The 22169-nt window shown below is 64.0% G+C and carries 19 protein-coding genes; 11 read left to right on the plus strand and 8 right to left on the minus strand.

Annotation, left to right across the window (positions count from 1 at the left end; genetic code table 11):
- Positions 1 to 120 precede the first annotated feature (120 nt).
- Entirely contained in the window at positions 121 to 1353 is a 1233-nt protein-coding gene (locus NLN62_RS26080; RefSeq protein WP_156944192.1) for a lytic murein transglycosylase, read from the minus strand.
- Positions 1354 to 1361: 8 nt separating this feature from the next.
- On the minus strand, positions 1362 to 1748 hold the full coding sequence (locus NLN62_RS26085) for an MAPEG family protein (protein ID WP_027522207.1): 387 nt from the start codon (positions 1746 to 1748) through the stop codon (positions 1362 to 1364).
- Between the two features lie 251 nt (positions 1749 to 1999).
- Here NLN62_RS26085 and NLN62_RS26090 point away from each other — a divergent pair, with 251 nt between their 5' ends.
- The 3 genes from NLN62_RS26090 (at position 2000) to NLN62_RS26100 (ending at position 5547) form a co-directional block, all read left to right on the plus strand.
- Positions 2000 to 3223 carry an OpgC domain-containing protein gene (locus NLN62_RS26090; protein WP_254110720.1) on the plus strand — a complete coding sequence of 408 codons (1224 nt, stop codon included), beginning with the start codon at positions 2000 to 2002 and terminating at the stop codon, positions 3221 to 3223.
- Between the two features lie 57 nt (positions 3224 to 3280).
- A complete protein-coding gene (locus NLN62_RS26095; protein WP_254110722.1) occupies positions 3281 to 3769 on the plus strand; it encodes a DUF2059 domain-containing protein in 489 nt (162 codons plus the stop codon).
- Positions 3770 to 3933: 164 nt separating this feature from the next.
- The gene (locus NLN62_RS26100) at positions 3934 to 5547 is read left to right on the plus strand and encodes an acyl-CoA synthetase (protein ID WP_254110724.1); all 1614 of its coding nucleotides are present in this window, start codon (positions 3934 to 3936) and stop codon (positions 5545 to 5547) included.
- Positions 5548 to 5591: 44 nt separating this feature from the next.
- On the opposite strand, the gene NLN62_RS26105 is transcribed toward NLN62_RS26100, so the two are convergent.
- Entirely contained in the window at positions 5592 to 6794 is a 1203-nt protein-coding gene (locus NLN62_RS26105) for an MFS transporter (protein ID WP_254110726.1), read from the minus strand.
- 173 nt (positions 6795 to 6967) lie between these two features.
- On the opposite strand from NLN62_RS26105, the gene NLN62_RS26110 reads away from it, so the two are divergent.
- The gene (locus NLN62_RS26110) at positions 6968 to 7768 is read left to right on the plus strand and encodes an MBL fold metallo-hydrolase (RefSeq protein ID WP_254110728.1); all 801 of its coding nucleotides are present in this window, start codon (positions 6968 to 6970) and stop codon (positions 7766 to 7768) included.
- A gap of 10 nt (positions 7769 to 7778) precedes the next feature.
- Here NLN62_RS26110 and NLN62_RS26115 read toward each other — a convergent pair whose 3' ends face one another.
- Positions 7779 to 8918: an OpgC domain-containing protein gene (locus NLN62_RS26115; protein ID WP_254110730.1), complete on the minus strand. Its 1140-nt coding sequence runs from the start codon at positions 8916 to 8918 to the stop codon at positions 7779 to 7781.
- A gap of 267 nt (positions 8919 to 9185) precedes the next feature.
- On the opposite strand from NLN62_RS26115, the gene htpG reads away from it, so the two are divergent.
- Positions 9186 to 11054 carry a molecular chaperone HtpG gene (htpG, locus tag NLN62_RS26120; RefSeq protein WP_254110732.1) on the plus strand — a complete coding sequence of 623 codons (1869 nt, stop codon included), beginning with the start codon at positions 9186 to 9188 and terminating at the stop codon, positions 11052 to 11054.
- Positions 11055 to 11189: 135 nt separating this feature from the next.
- Here htpG and NLN62_RS26125 read toward each other — a convergent pair whose 3' ends face one another.
- Positions 11190 to 14330 carry a multidrug efflux RND transporter permease subunit gene (locus tag NLN62_RS26125; protein WP_254110733.1) on the minus strand — a complete coding sequence of 1047 codons (3141 nt, stop codon included), beginning with the start codon at positions 14328 to 14330 and terminating at the stop codon, positions 11190 to 11192.
- A gap of 392 nt (positions 14331 to 14722) precedes the next feature.
- Between NLN62_RS26125 and NLN62_RS26130 the strand changes: the two genes are divergently transcribed.
- Positions 14723 to 14995, plus strand: a complete 273-nt coding sequence (locus NLN62_RS26130; RefSeq protein ID WP_254110735.1) for a DUF3551 domain-containing protein — start codon at positions 14723 to 14725, stop codon at positions 14993 to 14995.
- A 47-nt stretch (positions 14996 to 15042) separates the two neighbouring features.
- On the opposite strand, the gene NLN62_RS26135 is transcribed toward NLN62_RS26130, so the two are convergent.
- On the minus strand, positions 15043 to 15456 hold the full coding sequence (locus NLN62_RS26135; RefSeq protein ID WP_254110737.1) for a hypothetical protein: 414 nt from the start codon (positions 15454 to 15456) through the stop codon (positions 15043 to 15045).
- Positions 15457 to 15558: 102 nt separating this feature from the next.
- Entirely contained in the window at positions 15559 to 16539 is a 981-nt protein-coding gene (locus tag NLN62_RS26140) for a tripartite tricarboxylate transporter substrate binding protein (protein WP_254110739.1), read from the minus strand.
- Between the two features lie 227 nt (positions 16540 to 16766).
- On the opposite strand from NLN62_RS26140, the gene NLN62_RS26145 reads away from it, so the two are divergent.
- From NLN62_RS26145 to NLN62_RS26165, 5 genes are all read left to right on the plus strand, one after another.
- Positions 16767 to 18578, plus strand: coding sequence for a long-chain-acyl-CoA synthetase (locus NLN62_RS26145; protein ID WP_254113708.1), 1812 nt, complete (start codon positions 16767 to 16769; stop codon positions 18576 to 18578).
- A gap of 412 nt (positions 18579 to 18990) precedes the next feature.
- A complete protein-coding gene (locus tag NLN62_RS26150) occupies positions 18991 to 19236 on the plus strand; it encodes an acyl carrier protein (protein WP_027522219.1) in 246 nt (81 codons plus the stop codon).
- Complete coding sequence (locus NLN62_RS26155; protein ID WP_254110740.1) at positions 19223 to 20608, plus strand: class I adenylate-forming enzyme family protein; 1386 nt, start codon at positions 19223 to 19225, stop codon at positions 20606 to 20608. The genes NLN62_RS26150 and NLN62_RS26155 overlap by 14 nt, the downstream gene beginning before the upstream one ends.
- Positions 20601 to 21323 (plus strand): SDR family NAD(P)-dependent oxidoreductase, encoded by a 723-nt coding sequence (locus tag NLN62_RS26160; RefSeq protein WP_027522221.1) that lies wholly within the window; start codon positions 20601 to 20603, stop codon positions 21321 to 21323. Before NLN62_RS26155 ends, NLN62_RS26160 begins: the two co-directional genes overlap by 8 nt.
- Before the next feature lie 184 nt (positions 21324 to 21507).
- Positions 21508 to 21702, plus strand: a complete 195-nt coding sequence (locus tag NLN62_RS26165; RefSeq protein WP_027522222.1) for a hypothetical protein — start codon at positions 21508 to 21510, stop codon at positions 21700 to 21702.
- Between the two features lie 18 nt (positions 21703 to 21720).
- Here NLN62_RS26165 and NLN62_RS26170 read toward each other — a convergent pair whose 3' ends face one another.
- Positions 21721 to 22098 carry a hypothetical protein gene (locus NLN62_RS26170; RefSeq protein ID WP_027522223.1) on the minus strand — a complete coding sequence of 126 codons (378 nt, stop codon included), beginning with the start codon at positions 22096 to 22098 and terminating at the stop codon, positions 21721 to 21723.
- Positions 22099 to 22169 lie beyond the last annotated feature (71 nt).

Here is a 22169-nt window from a genome sequence, read left to right on the forward strand (position 1 = left end):
CAATCATCGGCGATGATGCAATATTGCCCTTGATCTGCCCGACGCGTCAAGCGATTTCGTAAAATCCGTATCTCCTCACGCCGGCGGCCGTTCTACTTTGCATGGGGTTGTTTTCGACATTTAGTTTTGAGCCGGTCTTGCCCCGCGCAGGCTGGCGAGCAGGTCTTGCGACGGCCAGCAATCGACGGTCAGGCCCGCGCGCTGCTGGTACTGTCCGATCGCCCGCCTTGTGACCGTGCCCAGCCGGCCATCGATCGCATCGGAATAATAGCCGCCTCTAGCGAGCTGCGTCTGGATCGCTGCGACCTCGCTGTTGCGCAGGGGTTTGAGCTTGGCCCAGGGCTTTTCGAACGGGGCGCCGCCCGCGATGAGGTCGGCGAGATGCCCGACGAACAGTGCATAGACGTCGGACTGGTTGTAGCTGCGGATCGCCTGGAAGTTGGCGAAGGCGAGGAAGGCCGGACCGTAAACGCCGGCAGGCATGACCAGTTGCGCCTGGTCTTGCAGCATGCCGGTGGCGACGGCGGCATCGGTGGCCGGCGTGACGCCGAGCTTCAGCCAGGCTTGGAGCGGCCGCTTGATGTCGGGCGAACTCTCCACGCAGCTTACCGTCTCCGGCAGACGAACCTCGAAACCCCATCGCTTGCCGCGCTGCCAGCCATAGTCGCGAAGCTGCTTGGCACCCGAGGCGAGCGCGTCGGGGATCGAGCGCTCGAGATCGATCTTGCCGTCGCCGTCGCCGTCGGCCGCGAATTTGAGGAAATCCGACGGCTCGAACTGGGTGTGGCCCATCGCCCCCGTATAGGAGCCCTTCGCATCCATGCTGATGGTGCCCTGCTGGACGAGATCGAGCGCGATCAGGAGCTCGCTCCGGAACAGGTCCTTGCGACGGCCGAGATAGGCCTGCGTCACCAGCGCCTGGAACACGGGATGGCGCTGCACTTCAGTGCCGTAATCGGTCTCGCGGCCCCAGATCGCAATGACGACGTTGCCGGGGACGCCGTAGTCGGCCTCGATGCGCGCGAGCAGGCTGCGGTAGGTCTGGAAATGCCGCGCGCCTGTGCTGGCCAGCCCTGTGAGCTGTTGCCGGGGCAGGTAGTCCGCCGGCAGCTTCACGAATTCGGCCTGCTCCTTCACGGGGCGGCCGGGGATGACGAGATCCGGCAGATTAAGGTCGAGCTGGACATTGGTCGCGCGGTCGAACACCGCCTGCCTCACGCCGCGCGCCTTCGCCTCCTGCCAGAGCTGCGCGCGCCACGCGTCGAAGGCGGGGTCGGCGCGAGCCTCCAGCGCCTGCATCAGCACGACGAGCGCGATTGTCCCTGGGATCAATGTGCGCTGCAAAATGTCCACGAGGCCTCTCACGCGACCACCAGTCCCACCGCCAGCGCCAAGCCGCAGAGATAGGTAAACAATGCGCCGGCAAAGCGTGCCGGGTTGGGCCGGTTGAGCGACTTGCCCCACAACAGCCCGGCGGCAAGGGAAAAGCGCGCGATCGTCGCCACCACGATCGTCACGATGATCCAGCTAGGGGCCGGCCGCGTTGCGAACCAGAGAAACATCGCCGCGAAGAACGGCGCGTATTCGGCCGTGTTGGCATGCGCCCGCACCGCGCGGTGAATGGGGTCGGTGGGGCCGAGATCATGGCCGATGCTCCGCCTGAACCTGCCGCGCAGGATCGAGACATAAAACCCGAGGCCAAACAGCAGCAGCCCGAGCAAGGCGGTACAGATGATAGCGATGTTCATTGCGTGTATCCCCCAAAGAATTGAGCCGGAAGAAGATCAGATCACGGCGCCGCGGGAAAGCCCGGCCGGCCGATCCGATCGCCCCTCTCCCTGACAAACCTCCTTTTCCGCGGTGCCGATGTCCGCTACCCTTAGCTGCTAGCCACCGGGTTAGGTGGCGTAGCCGCGTCAATTTCAGCATTGATTGATTTGGGCGGCCTATCTGCCGCGAGACTGTGCTTAAGACTGTCCTTGGAAAACGGGGCGGAGCCATGATCAACCGGGATTCGGCAGCTCTCTTGTCTCCGATCGAGCGCGACCTGCGGCTCGATCTCTTCCGCGGCATCGGCCTGTGGATGATCTTCCTCGATCACATCCCGCACGACGTCGTGTCGTGGCTGACCTTGCGCAATTACGGCTTCAGCGACGCCGCCGAGTTCTTCGTCTTCATCTCCGGCTATCTCGTCGGCTGGATCTACGCGCCGATCGTGCGCGGCGGCTTCTTCCTTGCGGCACTCAAGCGTCTCTGGAAACGCACGGCCGAACTGTACGTCGCCCACATCATGCTGTTCCTGCTGTTCACCGCCCAGATCGCGCGCACCGCGCGGCGGTTCGACAACCCGATGTATGAGCACGAGTTCAATGTGTTCAATTTCCTGGCGCATCCGGACGAGCTGATCGGCCAGGCGATCCTGTTGAAGTACAAGCCGGTCAATCTCGACGTGCTGCCGCTCTACATCACGCTGGTGTTCGCCTCGCCCTTCATCGTGTGGTGCCTCGTGCGACGTCCGAACCTCACGCTGCTGGCATCCGTGGTGCTCTACGTGCTGTCGCGCTGGTTCGACTGGAACGTCGCGTCCTATCCGCCCGGTACGACCTGGTACTTCAATCCCTTCTGCTGGCAGCTGATGTTCGTGTTCGCGGCCTGGTGCGGTTCCGGCGAGGTGGACAAGATCGCGAAATGGGTGTGGTCGAAGTCCGTGATGGGTCTCGCGGCCGCCTGGATCGCGTTTGCGTTCCTGATCGTGATGACCTGGCACGTTCACACGCTCGAGGCGATGATCCCGAAGTGGATGATCAAGGCGATCTACCCGATCGACAAGACCGACCTCGACATGCTGCGCTTCACGCACTTCCTGGCGCTGGCGATCTGGGTCACGCAGCTCGTGCCGCGCCACTGGAAGGCGCTTCACACGAAATGGCTGCGCCCGGTCATCCTGTGCGGGCAGCACTCGCTGCCGATCTTCTGCCTCGGCGTGTTCCTGTCGTTCTCCGCGCACTGGATCCTGACCCAATATACCAAGGGCGTGTGGGAGCAGCTCGCCGTCTCCTTCGCCGGCATCGCTATCATGATCGGCGTTGGCTGGCTGTTCGACCGGGCGAAACAAATTCCGGACCTGTTCGTGGACGTGATCGAGGTCGAGGACGAGGAGCCCGAGCCGGTGCCCGATCTCGACAAGAAAGCCACCGTGGTTGCGGCCAGCGCCGGCAGTTGAGAGGCCATCACGGCGTGCCTTGCCGAATTCTCATGGCGACATCTCATGGAGAGGTTCATGTCGAGAGGCTGGTTGACGATCGCGGGCACCTTGCTGTTCCTCACTTGCACCGCAGCTGCGCAGGCGCCGTCGCCCGAGGCGATGACCGCGGCGCGCAAGCTCGTGACCACCATGAAGCTGGCGGAGCAATACCGCGCGCTCCTGCCGCAGCTCCTGCTCAAGCTGCGGCCCGTTCTGTCGCAGGACAGGCCGGAGATCGAGCGCGACTTCGACGCCGTGACGGCGACGAGCTCGGACATCTACGCGCCGTTCGTCGACCAGATGATCGATCAGATCGCCGCCGTCTATGCCACCACCTTCACGGTGGACGAGCTGCGCCAGATCGAGGCCTTCTACGCCCAGCCGGCGGGGCGGAAGCTCTTGGAGAAATCGGATGCACTTACGCAGGCGAGCGCGCTGATCGCCCAGGACGTCACCCGCAAGGCCGCCGACGAATTGAAGCAGCGCCTGACCGAGGCTCTGCGCCAGAAGGGGCACAAGCTCTGAGCCTGCCGTGGAGGCTCAATCGCGCGAAAACGACTTGCGTTAAGGCGTCAGGACGGCCCGCAATGCTCGATGCGCGCCCGTCTGCGCGAAATTGACCGGAAACGCCGTTGAAATTATAGCTTCCCCTCAAGACCGAACGAACAACAGAACGACGGGAGGCAAACGTGACCGACGACATCGCAGCGACAATCTCCAAAGCGCGCGAGCATTCCATCGCCGATCTCCTGCGTCGCTCCGCTGGCCGTGAACCGCACAAGCCCGCTCTTTCCTGCGGCAGCGTGACGTGGAGCTTTGCCGAGCTGGACGCGATCTGCAACCGCCTGGCGCGCGGGCTCGATGGCCTCGGCGTCAGGAAGGGCGATCGTCTGGCGGTGTTGTCGCGCAATTCCCACGCCTTTGCCGCGCTGCGCTTTGCGGTAGCGCGGATCGGCGCGGTGCTGGTGCCGATCAACTTCATGCTCAATCCGGACGAGATCAATTTCATTCTGAGGAATTCGGGCGCAAAGGTGCTTGCGACCGGCCCGGATTTCGTCGAGCCCGCGCGCGCCGCAAGTGCCAGGGATTGCGCGGTGGAGAAGCTGATCTGGCTGCCGGGCGAGGATCCGGCGTCACCGCCCGCGGGGCTCACCACGTTCGACGATCTCCTGGATTCCGACGGTTCCTTCTATGAGGCCTCCGTCGATGCCCGCGATCTTGCCCAGATCATCTACACCAGCGGCACGGAATCGCTGCCCAAGGGCGCGATGCTGACCCATGAAGCCGTGATGTGGCAGTATGTGAGCTGCATCATCGATGGTGGCATGAGCGCTCATGACAACGTGCTGCACGCGCTGCCGCTCTATCATTGCGCCCAGCTCGATGTCTTCCTGGGCCCGCAGATCTATCTCGGCGCCTCCGGCGTGATCACGGGCAAGCCGACCGCCGACAACATCCTGGCGCTGATCGCGGCTCACGGGATTACCGCCTTTTTCGCACCGCCGACGATCTGGATCGCGATGCTGCGCTCGCCCCATTTCGACAAGACCGATCTGTCCAGCTTGCAAAAGGGCTATTACGGCGCCTCGATCATGCCGGTGGAGGTGCTGCTCGAATTGCAGCGCCGCCTGCCGAACGTCAAATTCTGGAATTTCTACGGCCAGACCGAGATCGCGCCGCTCGCCACCGTGCTGCAGCCCGAAGATCAGCTGCGCAAGGCCGGCTCGGCCGGCAAGCCGACGATCAATGTCGAGACGCGCGTGGTCAACACGGCGATGGAAAATGTCGGGGTTGGTGAGGTCGGCGAGATCGTGCACCGCTCGCCGCATCTTCTGTCCGGCTATTACAACGACCCCGTGAAGACCGCAGCGGCATTTTCCGGCGGCTGGTTTCATTCCGGCGACCTCGCGACCGTCGATGCCGAGGGCTACATCACCGTCGTCGACCGCGTAAAGGACATGATCAAGACCGGCGGCGAGAACGTCGCGAGCCGCGAGGTCGAGGAGATGGTCTACCGCATTCCCGCGGTGTCGGAGGTCGCGGTGGTCGGGCTGCCCGATCCGCGCTGGATCGAGGCGGTCACCGCGATCATCGTGGTCAAGACCGGCGAGACGCTGGACGAAGAGACGGTCATCAAGCATTGCGCGGGCTCGATGGCGCATTTCAAGGTGCCCAAGCGCGTCGTGTTCGTCGACAGCCTGCCGAAGAATCCGAGCGGCAAGCTGCTCAAGCGCGAGCTGCGCCAGCGCTTCGTCGGCGGCAACACGCTCGACAAGGCTATCCAGAAGAATTTCGGGACGTAGTTCGTCGCGGCCCCGTAAGAACGGGGAGAGGGAAGAGAAAAAGCTCAATACTTCTTCATGGCCGCGCCGAACGCCAGCCACAGCGCCGTCGACGCCAGCCCGAAGCCGCCGAGCAGGAGGAAGGTCGGGCCGTAGCCGATCCATTCTGCGATCCAGCCGCCGAGCGCAGGGCTGAGGCTAGCGCCGACGCCCTGCACGGTGATGACGGCGCCCTGACCGAGATTGATGCGGCCGGTGCCGTTGAGCGAGCGCGCGACCACGCCGGGCACGGCGACGGTCTGCAATCCCGTGCCGATGCCGTCGAGCAACTGCACCGGCACCACGCCCCACCATCCCGTGAGGAAGAAGGCGAGCACGCCGCGGATGGGCAGGAACATGAAGGAGACCAGGACCACCGGCCAGTAGTTGCGCTTGCTCGCGACCTTCATGGCGATCAGCGACGTCGCGACCATCACGCCTTGCGCGATCACCACGGTGGTTGCGACGAAGCTCGGCCCGTTGGCCTGGTCTTCGGCGACGGCGGCAAGGCCATAGAGCGGCACGATCGCGGCATTGCCGAGATGGAAGATGGCGAGCGCCAGCGCCAGCACGAGCAGCGGTTTGTGCCTGAGTAGCATCGTCATCGCATCCGGCGGAGCCTTGGAGTCGTCCTCCTTGCTGCCGCGCGCGACACGGTCGTCGATCGATTTCGCCGGGATCATCAGCACGCAGGCGATCGCGATGGCGCCGAATGCCGCCGCCAGCACGAACACGGAGACATAGCCGTAGCTGTAGCCGAGCCAGCCCGACAGCGCCGCGCCGACCATGTTGCCGGCATGGTTGAACGCCTGGTTGCGGCCGTTCAGCGCATTGAAGCCCTTCTGCTTGGCGATGCCGAGCGTGATGCCGGTCACCGCCGGCACGATGGCGGCGCTCGCCAGCGACTGCGCGACTTGCGAGAACGTCACCGCCCAGAAATTCTGCGAGATCAGGATGATCGCGGAGGCGAGGACGACGCAGACGCCGGGGATCACCACCCAAAGGCGCTTGTTGCGGCTGGCGTCGATGAAGCCGCCGACCGGCGTCGTGATCAGCATGCCCGCGACGTTGCCGATGGTCATGGCGGTGCCGATCAGCCCGCTCGCCCAGCCGCGATCCTGGAGGAACACGCCGATGAACGGTCCGATGCCCGACTGCATGTCGGCCATGAAGAAGTTGAGCGCGAAGAGGGGCCAGAGACGGGGTGAGGAGGGGGACCGCGATGTCATCGATACGTCAAGCGTGGTCTCAGCCGAATTCGTGTTGGCGGGGTTGCCTTAATCTTGTGTGGACCAAAACGTAACGGATGGTGATCCCGTTGGTTCCAGCCGCTCTTGCGGAGGAGCGATCTGCACGTCACATCTTTAGTCGTTGCTGACGGATGTCTTTCCTGGAGTACGCCATGCCACTCTGGACCTGCGAAACCTGCGGCGCGCAATTTCCCTCGAGCGAAAAGCCGCCAACGTCATGTCCGATCTGCGAGGACGAGCGCCAGTTCGTGAACTGGAAAGGGCAAACCTTCCTATCCTGCGAGGCGCTGGCGCGGCGTTGCCGCGTGGTGTGGCGGGACGATCTCGGCCTGACCGGCCTGTCGCTCGAGCCGAGCTTTGCCATCGGTCAGCGGGCGCTGCTCGTTCCGGACGGCAGCGCCTTCGTGATGTGGGACTGCGTTCCGCTCGCAACCGCTGAAGCGATCGCGCATGTCAGATCGCTCGGCGGGCTGAAGGCGATCGCGATCTCGCATCCGCACTACTATGGCGCGCTCGCCGATTGGAGCGAAGCCTTCAGCGCGCCCGTTTATCTCCATGCCGACGACCGCCAATGGGTGACGCGGCCGCATCGCGCCATCGAACACTGGAGCGGCGATAGTCACCGGCTCTCGGATGGCATCACCCTGTTGCGCAGCGGCGGCCATTTCGCCGGCGCCACGATTCTGCACTGGACGCGTGTTGCCGACGGCAAGGGTGCGCTGCTCACCGGCGACATCGCGCAGGTGACGATGGACCGCCGCTTCGTCAGCTTCATGTATTCCTATCCGAACTACACGCCGCTGAACGCGGTTGCGGTGCGGCGGATTGCGGCCTCCGTGGCGCCGCTCGCCTTCGATCGCATCTACGGCGCCTGGTGGGGCCGCAATATCGCCGACGGCGCCAAGGCAGCATTCGATGCGTCGGTGGCGCGCTATCTCGCCGCCATCGCCTGACGAACGTCGCCTAGGCCCGCTGCCGCAGGGCTGCGGGCAGGTCCTGCCGCCTGGACCAGGAGATGTAGTAGGCCACAGCCGCGATTGCCGCGAGGCCCAACAGGCTGACCAGGACCTGCATTGCGACGAGATTGGGTCCCGTGATCAGGATGAGGTGCGCGGCAAAGGATAGGAACACGCTGACGCAGAATACCGCGAGCCATTCCTCGCCGCTCCGGATCACCGATTGCAGCGACTTCCATTGCAACGCCGGATGATCTGCCGGCACCAGATACGTCGCGAGGAAGGCCAGCGCTAGGAAATGCAGCACGCGATGCGGCGCGAGGTTTTCCTTGTCGGGCGCGAAGATGTCGAGCACGGCATCCGGCAGATAGGCGGAGAGCGCCGGCGAATGCCGCGCCAGCGTGACCGCCATCGCGAACACCAGATAAGCGCCTGCCAGCGCGCGCAGCCAGGACATGCCGTGCAGCGCGCGGGCAGGCGCGCCGGTCACCGCGAACCAGCCGCCCAGCACCATCAGCATCTGCCAGCAGAACGGATTGAAGGTCCATTCGCTGTCCGGAGAGATCCTGAACGTCCAGCCGAAATACCTCGCCGCGAAGTACACCGCGATCGATGCGAGCAGCGTCAGCTGCGGGCGGCGGAGCAGGCCCCACAGCGCCAGCGGAAAGAACGCCATGAGGGGGATCATCAATTGCAGCAGGTCGAGGTTGAGCGGCTCTTCCTGGAGCACTAGCCCGCGCACCAGGATGCGCAGGGGATGCTCGAGAATGCCCGAGATATTGTACTCGTGGATGATCTCCGGCGCGGTCGATTGCGAGGCGACGTAGGCGATGGCGTCGATATAGATCACGAACAGCACGACGTAGGCCGCATAGAGCCGCCAGACGCGACCGAAGATGCGGGTTGCCGCGACGACGAAGCCGCGCTCCAGCGCGATCTTGCCGTGGATGATCGTGACGCCATAGCCTACCACGAACACGAACAGGTCGGCGGCGCCGCTGAAGCCGAAATTGCGCAAGGTCAGCAGATTCGCAACATTGTTCGGAACGTGGTCGAGGAAGATCGACCAGTTGGCAATCCCGAGCGTGAGATAAAGCCTGGCATCGTGGGTATGTGCGGCGAGGGCCGCCTTGACGGACGGTTTCATTAAAAATTATCAGTTGGAATCAGGGGCGACGCTTGTAACGGCTAGCATTGCACGATCCGAGTAGCGTTTCCGTGAACGGAGATGGTCTTTACCCTCTTCCTTTGTGGGGGAGGGTGCCTCGCGAAGTGAGGTCATCCGCCTTGACTTCGGCAGGGCGCCTTTCCTCACAAGGGGAGAAGGAGGAAATGCCCCATCACAACCTCTTGATCTGCCGCGCCCGTGCGCTATATCCCGGTTTTCCTCATCCAGTTTCGATCGGGTAAACGCATGACGACGTCAGATACGGCTGTGCATTCGCAGCCCTTCCAGGCCGAGGTGTCCGAGCTCCTGCACCTGATGGTGCACTCCGTCTACTCAGAGACCGACATCTTCCTGCGCGAGCTCATTTCCAACGCGTCGGATGCCTGCGACAAGCTCCGCTATGAGGCGATCGAGACCCCGGCGCTGCTCGGCGAGGGCGATGCCCCCAAGATCCGCATCATCCCCAACAAGCAGGACGGCACGCTGACCATCGCCGACAACGGCATCGGCATGGAGCGGCAGGAACTGATCGACCATCTCGGCACAATCGCCCGTTCGGGCACCAAGGCTTTCGTGGCGAAGCTCAAGGAGGCCAAGGATGGGCTTGGCCTGATCGGCCAGTTCGGTGTCGGCTTCTATTCCGCCTTCATGGTTGCGGACAGGATCCTCGTCGTCAGCCGCAGGGCCGGCGAGAGCGACGTCTGGACCTGGAGCTCGTCGGGCGGCTCCGGTTTCGAGATCGCGCACGCGGGCGAGGAAGATGCCGCGCGCGTGACGCGTGGCACCGAGATTGTGCTGCACCTGAAGGAAGATGCGAAGAAATATCTGGAAGACTACGAGATCCAGCGCATCGTCTCCGCCTATTCCGACAACATCCTCTTTCCCATCGAGCTCGTGCCGGCAGAAGGCGAGCCGCGCCAGATCAATTCGGCGAGCGCGCTGTGGCAGCGGTCGAAATCGGAGCTTTCGGCTGACGACTACAAGAAGGCCTATCAGCAGATCGCCACCGCCTTCGATGATCCCGCGATGACGCTGCACTACCGCGCCGAGGGCCGCTATTCCTACGCCGTGCTCCTGTTCGCACCGTCGACGAAACCGTTCGACCTGTTCGAGCCGTCGCGCAAGGGCAGGGTCAAGCTTTATGTCCGGCGCGTCTTCATCACCGACGACGCCGATCTGTTGCCGGGGTACTTGCGCTTCATCCGCGGCGTCGTCGACAGCGAGGACCTGCCGCTCAACATTTCGCGCGAGATGCTGCAAAACAACCCGCAGCTCGCGCAGATCCGCAAGGCGGTCGCCACCCGCGTCGTCTCGGAGCTCGAAAGCCTCGCCGAGAAGGACGCGGAGAACTTTGCGAAGATCTGGGAGGCCTTCGGCGCGGTGCTGAAGGAAGGCATCTACGAGGACTTCGAGCGCCGCGAGAAGCTTTTGGCGCTGTCGCGCTTCACGACGACCTCGGGCGAGAAGCGCTCGCTGAAGGACGTCGTCGCCGACTTCAAGCCGAACCAGACCGAGATCTATTATCTCGTCGGCGACAGCATCGAGCGGCTGAAGTCCAGTCCGCGCCTGGAGGCGGCGGCTGCGCGCGGCCTCGAGGTGCTGCTGCTCACCGATCCAGTCGATGCCTTCTGGACCTCGATGCCGATGTCGTTCGACGGTAAGCCGCTGAAGTCGCTGGGCCAGGGCGATCTCAATCTCGACCTGATCCCGCGCGTCGACGAGGAGACGAAGGAGGAGCCGGCCGCTGATGAAGCCGCCACCATCGCGCTGATCAAGGGCTCCCTCAACGAGCGCGTGAGCGACGTGAAGGCCTCGACGCGTCTCACCAGCTCCGCATCCTGCCTCGTCGCCGACAGCCAAGGTCCGAGCCGCGAGCTCGAGCGCATCCTGGCGCAGCAGAACCGCGGCGAGCGCTCGAGGCCAATCCTCGAGGTCAATCTGCGCCATCCGCTGGTGACAGCAATCACCAGGGCGCCGGCCGGTTCGACGGTGATCGATGATCTCTGCCTGCTGTTGCTGGAGCAGGCCCAGATCCTCGACGGCGAATTGCCGGAAGACCCGTCAGCCTTCGCCGCAAGGCTGAACCGCCTGGTGCTAAAGGGGCTGGGTGGGTAGGCGAAGCAAGCTGCTCCCACAAGACACGTCATTGCGAGGAGCGAAGCGACGAAGCAATCCAGGCTGCCTCCGCGGAGGCGATCCTGGATTCCTTTGCTGCGCTCGCAATGACGAAGACTGTGGCGTCGTCCTCGCTCACTCCGCCGCGTCCTTCTGCTCGTCCCTCTCGGCGTCTGCCTGCGGCTTCGGCTTCTTCGCCATCCAGCGTGAGAGCAAATTGGAGAAGCGGTCGAGATAGAGATAGACGACCGGCGTCGTGAACAGCGTGAGTGCCTGGCTGACCAGGAGGCCGCCGACCATGGCATAGCCGAGCGGCTGGCGGATCTCCGCGCCGGTGCCGGTTCCGAGCATCAAGGGCACGCCGCCGAGCAGCGCCGCCATCGTCGTCATCATGATCGGGCGGAAGCGCAGCACCGCCGCCTGGCGGATCGACTGCTCCGGCGTCAGATGCTGCTCGCGCTCCGCGGCGATCGCGAAATCCACCATCATGATGCCGTTCTTCTTGACGATGCCGATCAGGAGGATGATTCCGATCAAGGCGATCAGGCTGAAGTCGAAGCCGAAGATCATCAGGATGGCGATTGCGCCGACGCCGGCCGAGGGCAGCGTGGAGAGAATGGTCAAGGGATGGATGTAGCTCTCGTAGAGCACGCCCAGGATCAGGTAGACCACGACGAGCGCGGCCAAGATCAGCAGCGGCACGGTGCCGAGCGATTGCTGGAACGCTTGCGCGGTGCCCTGGAAGCTCGTTGCCAGCGTCGGCGGCGCGCGCATCTCGCTGACGGTTTGCGAGACCGCGTCGGTCGCCTGCCCGAGCGCGACGTCCTCGGCGAGGTTGAAGCTGATCGTCACCGCCGGAAACTGGCCCTGATGGGCGATCGCGAGCGGCCGCACCGGCACATTGGTCCAGCTACAAAAGACTGAAAGCGGCACCTGCTCGCCCGTCAGCGGCGACCGGATGTAGAGCTTGTCGAGCGTATCCAGCTTGCCCTGCAGCTCCGGCGTGATCTCGAGGATCACGTGATAGCTGTTGGTCTGGGTGAAATATTGCGTGACCTGGCGCTGGCCGAATGCGTCATAGAGCGTGTCGTCGATCAGCTGCGGCTGGATCCCGTAGCGCGCGGCGGTATCGCGATTGATGGTGAGCTGAAGCGTCGTGCCTTCGGTTTGCTGGTCGGTCGCGACGTCGCGAAGCTGCGGCAGCGTTTTCATCGCGTCCAGGATCCTTGGGGCCCATGCGTTCAGCTCGGCGAGATTGGCGTCCTGGAGCGTGAACTCGAACTGGGTGCGCGTCGCACGGCCGCCGAGCCGCACGTCCTGCGAGGCCTGCATATAGAGGCGGGCGCCCTCGACCTCCGCAAGCTTCGGCCGCAGTCGCGCGATGATCTGCTGCGCGTTGACATCGCGCTCGTCCCGCGGCTTCAACGTGATGTACATGCGCCCGGAATTCAGCGCGGTGCCGCCGCCGCCGATGAACATCGCGATCGAATCGACGGCGGGATCGGCCTGCACGATCGCGTTGAGCTCCTCCTGCCGCCGCTTCATCTCCGTGAACGAGATGTCCTGCGGCATCTCGGAGACTGCGGTCAGGAAGCCGTTGTCCTGCTGCGGGAAGAATCCCTTCGGGATCAGGATGAAGAGGTAGACCGACAGTGCGACCGTCGCGAAGAAGATGCAGAGCGTGATGAAGCTGTGCTTGAGCGCGACGTCGAGCCCGCGCTCATAGGCGCCGAGCAGGCGCTCGAACATCCGCTCGCTCCACTGATAGACCCGGCCATGCCGCGCCTCGTGATCGGCGCGCAGGAAGCGCGAAGCCATCATTGGGGTGAGCGTCAGCGACACCATCAGCGAGACGAAGATCGCCATTGCCAGCGTCACGGCGAACTCGCGGAACAGCCGGCCGATGATGCCGCCCATGAGCAGCAGGGGGATCAGCACGGCGATGAGCGAGATGCTGATCGAGACGATGGTGAACCCGATCTCCGCCGCTCCCTTGTAGGCGGCAGCCAGCGGTCGCTCGCCCTGCTCGACGTAGCGGGTGATGTTCTCGAGCATCACGATCGCATCGTCCACCACGAATCCGACCGCGATCGTCAGCGCCATCAGGGAGAGATTGTCCAACGAATAGCCGAACACCCACATCAGCGAGCAGGCGCCCAGCAGTGCCAGCGGCACGGTCACGGCCGGGATGATCGTGGCCCAGAAGCTGCGCAGGAAGAGAAAGATCACCATCACCACCAGCGCAATGGTGATCAGGAGCGTGATCTGCACATCCTCGACCGCTGCGCGGATGGTGGTGGTACGATCGCTGATGATCTTGATGGCGATCGCCGGCGGGATCGCCGCCACCAGCCGCGGCAATTGCGCCTTGATGCGGTCGACGGTGTCGATGACATTGGCGCCGGGCTGCTTGAAGATGACGAGAAACACGCCGCGCTTGCCGTCGGCCCACGCCGCCGTCTTCATGTCCTCAGGACCGGCCACCGCCTCGCCGATGTCGCGGACCCGCAAGGGAGCGCCATTGCGATAGGCAATGATCACATCCTGCCAGGCCGCGGCTTCGAGCAGCTGGTCGTTGGCGTAGATGGTGTAGGCGCGCCGCGTGCCGTCAATGTTTCCCTTCGGACTGTCGGTGGTGGTGATCGCGATCTGGCCGCGCACGTCCTCCAGCGACAGGCCCTTGGCGACGAGTTTTGCCGGGTCGACCTGGATCCGCACCGACGGCTTCTGCTGTCCTCCGACGAAGACCTGCGCCACCCCGGAGATCTGGCTGATCTGCTGGGCAAGCTGGGCGTCGGTGCGGTCGCTGACGGTGGTCAGCGGCAGCGTGTCCGACGTCGCCGACAGGATCATGATCGGCGAATCCGCCGGGTTGACCTTGCGATAGGTCGGGGGCGAAGGCAGGTTCTTCGGCAATTGGCCGCTCGCCGCGTTGATCGCGGCCTGAACATCGTTGGCGGCGGCGTCGATCTGGCGGTTGAGATCGAACTGGATGGTGATCGAGGCCGAGCCTAGTGAACTCGTCGATGTCATCTGTGCGATGCCGGGGATCTGCGCGAGCTGGCGCTCGAGCGGCTGCGCCACCGAGGAGGCCATCGTCTCGGGGCTGCCGCCGGGGAGCGATGCGGAAAGCTGGATGGTCGGAAAGTCGACCTGCGGCAGCGGTGCAACCGGCAGCAGTGGATAAGCCACCAGGCCGACGAACAGGATACCCGCCATCAGCAGCGAGGTGCCGATCGGGTAACGAATGAACAGAGACGAGAAGCTCTCTTGCATGCCCTGAAACCATCGACTGGCCAGCGCATCTTCTCCTCGCGAAAAGCGGAGTCGCGCCCGAGAGCCCGAGCGCGAATGTGCGTTTCCTTCAGCCCATATGTTGATCGCCCCGAGCCATCGGCGGTTCGGGGGCCGGCGTTGTGAGAACAAGATTAGTCCCTTCGCGCCGGCTTGCGAATGGAATCCTGCGAGGGATCATGCGACCTTTGTCGAACAGGGGCGACCTGCAGATATGCGCTTTCTGCAGGTCAAGAGAGGTCAGCTTGTCTGCTCTTTCGAACGTGCGTCACAAGCGGGAGAGGTATGTTCCGGGACGGTCGCCTCCGCCGCCGCGTTGTGCCATATCGAACCGGCGCGACGCCCGTCGTCGTCGCCGATTCGAGGAATTTCCGATGCGCAAAGCACTCCTGACCGTCATCGCGATCGCCACTCTGCAGGCTGCGACGCCTGCCAGTGCCCAGCGCTACGACCCGCGCTATCCGGTGTGCATGCACGTCTACACGGGAGGCTTCCGCGGCGGCGGCAGCGACTGGTTCGACTGCTCGTTCACGTCGCTGGCGCAGTGCCGCGCCACGGCCTCGGGCCTTTCCGCGTCCTGCGACCTCAATCCCTACTACGCCTACGACCAGCCGCAGCCGCGCCGGCGCTATAGGCAGGCTTACTAGCGCCATCATCGGCGCGCCCGAGCGCCGCAATGTGTGCGGCGCAGCGTTCACCGCTCGCCCGGCCACCATTCCGAGCGCGGGTCGCGCACGGAGATCTTCGTGGTGCGTAGCGCCACGAGATGGCTGCGCTTGTAGGGAAATCCCGACAGTTCCGAGCATTGCCGGCAGCGCATGTAACGTTCGAGCTCGTGGATCGGTGTCGACTTCCGGCGCCTGATGATGTCGAGCGCCACGGTCTGGTGCGTCTCGCAGGCGAGGCACTTCACCTCGAGATAGCAATATCCGGCGTTCAGCGCGTCGCCCAGCGTCGGGGATGGCTGCGCCGGCCCCTGAAACGACAGCATCCGCTTGTTCCAGGCCTCGCAGGCGAGGCGGTCGGCCTCTTTCCGTGCCGCCGCCGCCCGCTCCGCCGCCGCGCGAACGGATGCGCCGTAGATTCGCTCGCGAGATTTGTTGCCCATGGCGCGAGACAATGCGCGCGCAGGAGAGGCAAGGGCAAGCCGCTAGGGATTGCGGGTGTGGATGCTGCGGACGCAAGCCGCTGTTGCGCGCGGCTGCCGCCGTTACTCCTTCTTCACCCCCGACAGCTGCACCACCTTGCGCCAGCGCGCGGTCTCCTCCGTCAGCATGTTGCCGAACTCGCCCGCATTGCCGTGCAGCACCATCGCGCCGAGCTCGGCGATGCGGCTCCTGATCTCGCTGTCGGACAGCGCCGCGTCGATCTCGCGGTTCAAGAGATCGATGATCTCGCGCGGCGTATCCTGCGGCGCGCCGACGCCGTAGAAGGACGACGTCTCGTAATCCGGCAGCGTATCCGCGATCGGCGGCACGTCGGGCAGGATGTCGGAGCGTTCGCGCGTCGTGACGCCGAGTGCGCGCAGCTTGCCGGCCCGCACCAGCTCGAAGGACGAGGTGACGTTGTCGAACATGCCGTGCACCTGGCCGCTCATCACGTCGGTCAATCCGGGCGCGGAGCCGCGATAAGGCACGTGGGTGAACTGCACGCGGGCAAGCGCCTTGAACAATTCGCCGGACAGATGCAGCGAGGTGCCGATGCCGGAGGAAGCGATCGAGAGCATGCCCGGATTTGCCCGAGCGTAGAGGATGAAGTCCGAAACGGTTCGCACCGGCAGATCGTTATTGACGACCAGCACCAGCGGAATACGCGCCACGCCCGCAACCGGTGCGATGGACTTGGCGAAATCATAGGGCAGTGCCGGATCGAAGGACGCGTTGATCGCGTTCGCGGTCGACGTCAGCAGCAGCGTGTAGCCATCAGGTGCCGAGGCAATCACCGCCTGCGTGCCGATATTGCTGCCTGCCCCGGGCTTGTTCTCGACCACGAAGGTCTGGCCGAGCCGCTCGGACAGGCGCTGGCAGAGCAGCCGCGACAGCACGTCGGTCGCGCCGCCGGGCGCGTAAGGAACCACCCATTTCACGCTGCGCGAGGGATAGGAGGGATTGCCGAGGGCAAATGCGCGAGGGGCGGCGAGGCTTGCAGCGGCACAGGCGGCCGCGCTGAGAAAGTTGCGTTTGGTGATCATTATTATTGCCTCAATGCGAGGAAACTACCGGTGCGAACCACAGCTCGCCCGCACGCCTGAAATCGATATCGCAAGAATTGCTCCTCGCCGCACGCCGTTCCCGCCGGCTTGGTAAAGGATGACTAGAGTTAATCGCGGACTAACCGCGTTTTACCTTGTCTCTTAACACCTGGTCAGGGGCTCGCGGTTTATAGCTACCTCGACGGACGAGCGACCAGCCGAAAGACATCAAAAACATGAACACCGGCGTCATCGAGCAGGCGAAACCTTCGCGCGCGCCTTCGGCCTCAAAGATCTGGCTGAAGGCGATCGAGCTCACCGCGCGCATCGAGACGCTGCCGGGCCGGCTGTTCGCCGATGTCGTCGAGGATTGGGCGAGGCGCCAGCCGGACCGCGCGGCGCTCGTCACGGACGACGAAACGATCAGCTACGATCAGCTCGCAAAACGCATCAACCGCTATGCGCGCTGGGCGCGCTCGGTCGGCCTCGCGAAGGGCGACACCGTCGGTATAATCATGCCGAATGGTGTCGACTATGTCGCCGCCTGGCTCGGCATCAGCCGGATCGCCGTCGTCGCCCTGATCAACACCAGGCTGATCGGGCAATCGCTCGCGCATTGCATCGATGTCGCAAAGCCGTCCCACCTCATCGTCGCGCACGATCTCACCGAGGCGCTTGCGGATGCCAGGCCGCACCTGAATTCGGCGGCAAAGATCTGGACCCATGGCGATGCGCGCAGCGAGCGCTCGATCGATGTGGCGCTGGCCGCGCTCGACGACGGCCCGCTCTCGCAGGACGAGCACGGCGACGTCACGATCAATGATCGCGCGCTGCTGATCTATACCTCGGGCACCACGGGCCTGCCGAAGGCCGCCAGCATCAGCCATCGCCGTATCCTCAACTGGGGTTTTTGGTTCGCAGGGTTGACCGGTGCGACGCCGCAGGACCGGCTCTATGACTGCCTGCCGCTGTTTCATTCCGTCGGCGGTATCGTCGCGCCCTGCAGCATGCTTGCCGCCGGCGGCTCGGTGGTGATCGCGGAGAAATTCTCGGCGACGAATTTCTGGCCCGACATCGTCCGCCACGACTGCACGCTGTTCCAGTATATCGGCGAGCTCTGCCGCTACCTCCTGAAGTCGCCGCCGTCGGAATACGAGAACCGGCACCGCCTGCGGCTCGTCTGCGGCAACGGCCTGCGCGGCGACATCTGGGAGGATTTCCAGGCGCGCTTCGCGCTCCCCCGTATCCTCGAATTCTACGCGGCGACCGAAGGTAATTTCTCGCTGTTCAACGTCGAGGGCAGGCCGGGTGCGATCGGCCGCATTCCGCCGCTGCTCGCGCATCGTTTCCCGGCGGCGATCGTCAAGCTCGATCCTGATGCCGGCGTACCCTTGCGCAATGCCGACGGCCTCTGTGTCGCCTGCGCACGCGGCGAGGCGGGCGAAGCCATCGGCCGCATCGGCTCCGCCGATGAAGGCGGAGGCCGTTTCGAGGGCTATACCGACGCCGGCGAGACAGAGAAGAAGATCTTGCGAAATGTCTTCGCTCACGGCGATGCCTGGTTCCGCACCGGCGACCTGATGCAGCTCGACGACAAGGGCTTCTTTCATTTCGTCGACCGCATCGGCGACACATTCCGCTGGAAGGGCGAAAACGTCGCGACGTCAGAGGTCAACGACGCCGTGCGTGATTGCACCGGCGTGGTCGACGCAACGACCTACGGCGTCAGCATTCCCGGCACTGACGGCCGTGCCGGCATGAGCGCGATTGTGGTCAACGAGGGCTTTGATCTCGCCGCACTCGCGGGCCATCTCGCCGCGCGTCTGCCTCCTTATGCCCGTCCCGTCTTCATCCGCATCTCGCACGAGCTCGATGCGACCGAGACCTTCAAGCAGAAAAAGAGCCAGCTCGCGCACGAAGGGTTTGATCCCGGCGCGATCGCCGATCCGCTTTACGTGATGGAACCGAAGTTGGGGGCCTACATTGCGCTGGAACAGCAGGTTCATGCGCAGATCGTCGACGGATCGATCAGGCTCTAACGTATGAATGAATATGCCTCCACGCTAATAGTGCGCTCCCTCCCCCCTTGCGGCCCCTTGCGGGGGAGGGTCAGGGAGAACGGTAGCCCCGGGGAGGATGCCAGACGCCTGCGGATCGCCGGCAATAGAGCGCTCGCGCGCCTACACCGAGGGAGCGTGCCGTGTGGCACCTCCCTCCCTGCCGCTCCACCGCAAGGGGGGAGGGAATGAGAGAAGGTGCTCACCTCATGTCGGTCACTGCAAAATTGACAGCGGACTTCGACGCTGGAATCTGCAAAAACAGAGATAGGTCCAATTTTATCTGAATTGTCCAAGAAGCCATTTACTTCTGTCCGGTAAACCACGGAGCAACGGGAGGCGGGCACTCCGCCGAAGACGACCAAACGACAACAAACACGAAGCGAGCGCAGCCATGTCGGTAAGGTTAAAGGTCACTGAAGCGATCAAGCAGATTGCCAGGGAGCAGCACGTCACGCTGCCGGAGCTGACGGACGACCTGTCGCTGCATGAGACGGGTTTCGACTCGCTCGCCTTCGCAATCCTGGTCGCGCGCCTCGAGGACGAGATCGGCGTCGATCCCTTCACGATTTCCGAGGACGCTGCCTTCCCCGCGACCGTCGGCGATTTCGTGCGGGCCTACGAAAATGTCCCCGCGTGAGATCCTTGCACTCCGCGACTATCTCGGCGCGGAGCTGAAGGGACGGACGCTGTCGGATGCGCATCATCTGGCGTCGCTGACCGACGTGCTGTCGCAGACGGTCCTGGGCGGTCGTCTCGGCGAGTTGTCCGGCCGGTCGGTGCTGCTGAAACTGTCGGACCAGCTCAAATCCGGCCTTGCCATGATCGAGATCGACGGCATCGCCCGTCGCATGCTCTTGTGCCCGCCGGATCTCAATCCCGCGTATCTCGATGCGCTGATTGCGGACGCGGAGATCGACGCTGTCGTGACCGACGAGCCGGAATTCTGGAAAGACAGCGCGATCCCGCTCGTCGTGATCGCGCAACTGCAGCTCACGCCGGCCGCGCCTGCGAAGACCGAGTGCGCAACCGAATGGCTGATGCTGACCTCGGGCACCTCTGGCGTGCCGAAGATCGCAGCGCATACGCTGGAAGCGCTGACCGGCGCGATCCGGGCCGAGGCGCCTGCGCGCGGTCCCGCGCCGGTCTGGGCTACTTTCTACGACATCCGCCGCTATGGCGGCCTCCAGATTTTCCTGCGCGGGATCCTTTCCGGCGGCTCGATGGTGCTGTCGGACGCACATGAGGTCCTCGCGGACCATGTCGCGCGGCTGAACGCGCGCGGTGTCTCGCACATTTCCGGCACGCCCTCGCATTGGCGCAAGCTCCTGATGAGCGGTTCGGTCGCGCAATTTGCGCCGCGCTATGTCCGCCTCTCCGGCGAGATCGCCGACCAGGCCGTGCTCGACGGCCTGAAGGCGGCATTCCCCGGCTCCTCGATCGGCCATGCCTATGCCTCGACGGAGGCCGGCGTCGGCTTTGCCGTCAATGACGGGCTCGAAGGTTTCCCCGCCGATTATATCGGCGTGAACCCAAACGGCGTCGAGATGAAGATCGTCGACGGCTCGCTGCGCATCAGGTCGAAGCGCACCGCGCACGCCTATATCGGCCGCAATGCCGGCAAGCTCGCCGAGGATGACGGCTTCGTCGACACCGGTGACATGATCGAGCTGCGCGGTGACCGCTATCATTTCGTCGGCCGCCGCGGCGGCATCATCAATATCGGCGGGCTGAAGGTTCATCCCGAGGAGATCGAGGCGGTCATCAACCGTCATCCGGACGTGCGGATGTCGCGCGCGAAATCGCGGAAGAGCCCGATCACCGGCGGCATCGTCGTGGCCGACGTGATCCTTGCCGACGGCACCGATCCGGCGCGGGCGAAGGAAATCCGCGAGCAGATCCTGGACCAGTGCCGGGCGCAGCTTGCCTCACACAAGGTGCCGGCGGTGATCCGCTTCGTCGAGACGCTCGACGTCACTCCGGCCGGAAAGCTGGCGCGCACCGATGCATAACGTCCTCATCACCGGCGGCAGCCGTGGCATTGGCCTTGCGATCGCGACGCGGCTCGTGGGCGCCGGTTACAACGTGATCGCGGTGGCGCGGCGCGAGACCGAGGAACTCGCGGCCGCGGTGCGCACGTCGGAGAAGCGTCTGCATTTCCGTGCCTGCGACCTCGCGGTGATCGACGCGATCCCGGCTTTCGCAAAGCTGGTGCGCGACGAGTTCGGTACGATCTATGGCCTCGTCAACAATGCCGGCCTCGGCACCGAGGGGCTACTCGCGACCATGCACAATTCCGAGATCGAGGCACTGGTGCAGCTCAACGTGCTGTCGCCGATCATCCTCACCAAATATATCGCGCGGCACATGATGGCGGATGGCGCAGGCCGCATCATCAACATCTCCTCGATCATCGCCTCCACGGGCTATAACGGCCTGTCGGTCTATGGCGCGACAAAGGCGGCGGCGACCGGTTTCACGAAATCGCTGGCGCGCGAGGTCGGCAAGCTCGGCATCACCGTGAATGCGATCGCGCCCGGCTTCATCGACACCGAGCTGACGCATAATCTCTCCGACGAAGGCCGCAAGCGCATCGCCGGGCGCAGCGCGCTGCGCCGCTTGCCGGAGACTGACGACGTCGCGCGGATGGTCGAGTATCTGCTCGGCGAGGGCGGACGCAACGTCACGGGAACGGTGTTCACGATCGATGCTGGAAATACCGCTTAGAGCATGATCCGGAAAAGTGTGCAGCGGTTTTCCGAAAGATCATGCTCAAACTAGAATAGGGAACTTTCAGCGCCACAATTGAGTTGATCGGGCTCAATTTCATTTCCGCGCATTTGGTTCTAAGATGCCCCGCAATCGGTTGTGTTACGTCAATCGATCTGCCCTAATCGACAGGGAGCAGTGCATGACCGCATCGAACCTTCCGCGGGTGTCAGCGCAGTCATCTCAAGCAAGAGAGAGCGTCAGTAACTGCAAGCCGATGTCGCATCAGAATTCCGGCGATCACGGCTACGAAATGTATCCGCAGCAATTTGTCCGGCTTGTCGGCTGCCATGATGTGCACGCGCCCTCGGCGGCGGAGAAGGAGAAGCTGCACTAGCGCTTTTGTGCGCTCGTCTCAGCCCTTGCGCTTCGGCAGATCGATCCGTTCATTTGAAAATTCCGGCGGGCCTTCGGTGAGGCGGCGAATGCGCCGTTCGCGCTCCTCTGCCGGCAATGCGGGGTCGAGCAATTGATCGAGCTGCCTCGCCGCGCGCTCCTCGATCTCGATGTGATCGCGCGTGATCGTGCCGTGGACGATGGGGACCGCGCCCGCAGCCTTCAGGCCGAGCATAACCAGCTGGCAGATCGCATCCGAGCGCGCGATCTGGTGGACCTCGGCCCAGGCATCGACTGCGGCGGTCAGGTCTTCCGACATTCGCACCGCGCTGACGGCATCGAGCCCCGTACGCCTGCGCACGGGAGCTGCGGAATCCTTCTTGCCGGTATCAGCCACCCTGATCGTCCCGTGAGCAAGCCTTCAGACGTTTTAATTGTAAGCGCTCCCGGCGGCAGCCGGTTTGATGC

Source organism: Bradyrhizobium sp. CCGUVB23, assembly GCF_024199885.1.
Lineage (GTDB): Bacteria > Pseudomonadota > Alphaproteobacteria > Rhizobiales > Xanthobacteraceae > Bradyrhizobium.

Coding starts and splice junctions, on each gene's coding strand:
- NLN62_RS26085 (WP_027522207.1), bottom strand. CDS start 1,748: ATGAACATCGCTATCATCTGTACCGCCTTGCTCGGGCTGCTGCTGTTT.
- NLN62_RS26090 (WP_254110720.1), top strand. CDS start 2,000: ATGATCAACCGGGATTCGGCAGCTCTCTTGTCTCCGATCGAGCGCGAC.
- NLN62_RS26095 (WP_254110722.1), top strand. CDS start 3,281: ATGTCGAGAGGCTGGTTGACGATCGCGGGCACCTTGCTGTTCCTCACT.
- NLN62_RS26105 (WP_254110726.1), bottom strand. CDS start 6,794: ATGACATCGCGGTCCCCCTCCTCACCCCGTCTCTGGCCCCTCTTCGCG.
- NLN62_RS26110 (WP_254110728.1), top strand. CDS start 6,968: ATGCCACTCTGGACCTGCGAAACCTGCGGCGCGCAATTTCCCTCGAGC.
- NLN62_RS26115 (WP_254110730.1), bottom strand. CDS start 8,918: ATGAAACCGTCCGTCAAGGCGGCCCTCGCCGCACATACCCACGATGCC.
- htpG (WP_254110732.1), top strand. CDS start 9,186: ATGACGACGTCAGATACGGCTGTGCATTCGCAGCCCTTCCAGGCCGAG.
- NLN62_RS26125 (WP_254110733.1), bottom strand. CDS start 14,330: ATGCAAGAGAGCTTCTCGTCTCTGTTCATTCGTTACCCGATCGGCACC.
- NLN62_RS26130 (WP_254110735.1), top strand. CDS start 14,723: ATGCGCAAAGCACTCCTGACCGTCATCGCGATCGCCACTCTGCAGGCT.
- NLN62_RS26135 (WP_254110737.1), bottom strand. CDS start 15,456: ATGGGCAACAAATCTCGCGAGCGAATCTACGGCGCATCCGTTCGCGCG.
- NLN62_RS26140 (WP_254110739.1), bottom strand. CDS start 16,539: ATGATCACCAAACGCAACTTTCTCAGCGCGGCCGCCTGTGCCGCTGCA.
- NLN62_RS26150 (WP_027522219.1), top strand. CDS start 18,991: ATGTCGGTAAGGTTAAAGGTCACTGAAGCGATCAAGCAGATTGCCAGG.
- NLN62_RS26155 (WP_254110740.1), top strand. CDS start 19,223: ATGTCCCCGCGTGAGATCCTTGCACTCCGCGACTATCTCGGCGCGGAG.
- NLN62_RS26160 (WP_027522221.1), top strand. CDS start 20,601: ATGCATAACGTCCTCATCACCGGCGGCAGCCGTGGCATTGGCCTTGCG.
- NLN62_RS26165 (WP_027522222.1), top strand. CDS start 21,508: ATGACCGCATCGAACCTTCCGCGGGTGTCAGCGCAGTCATCTCAAGCA.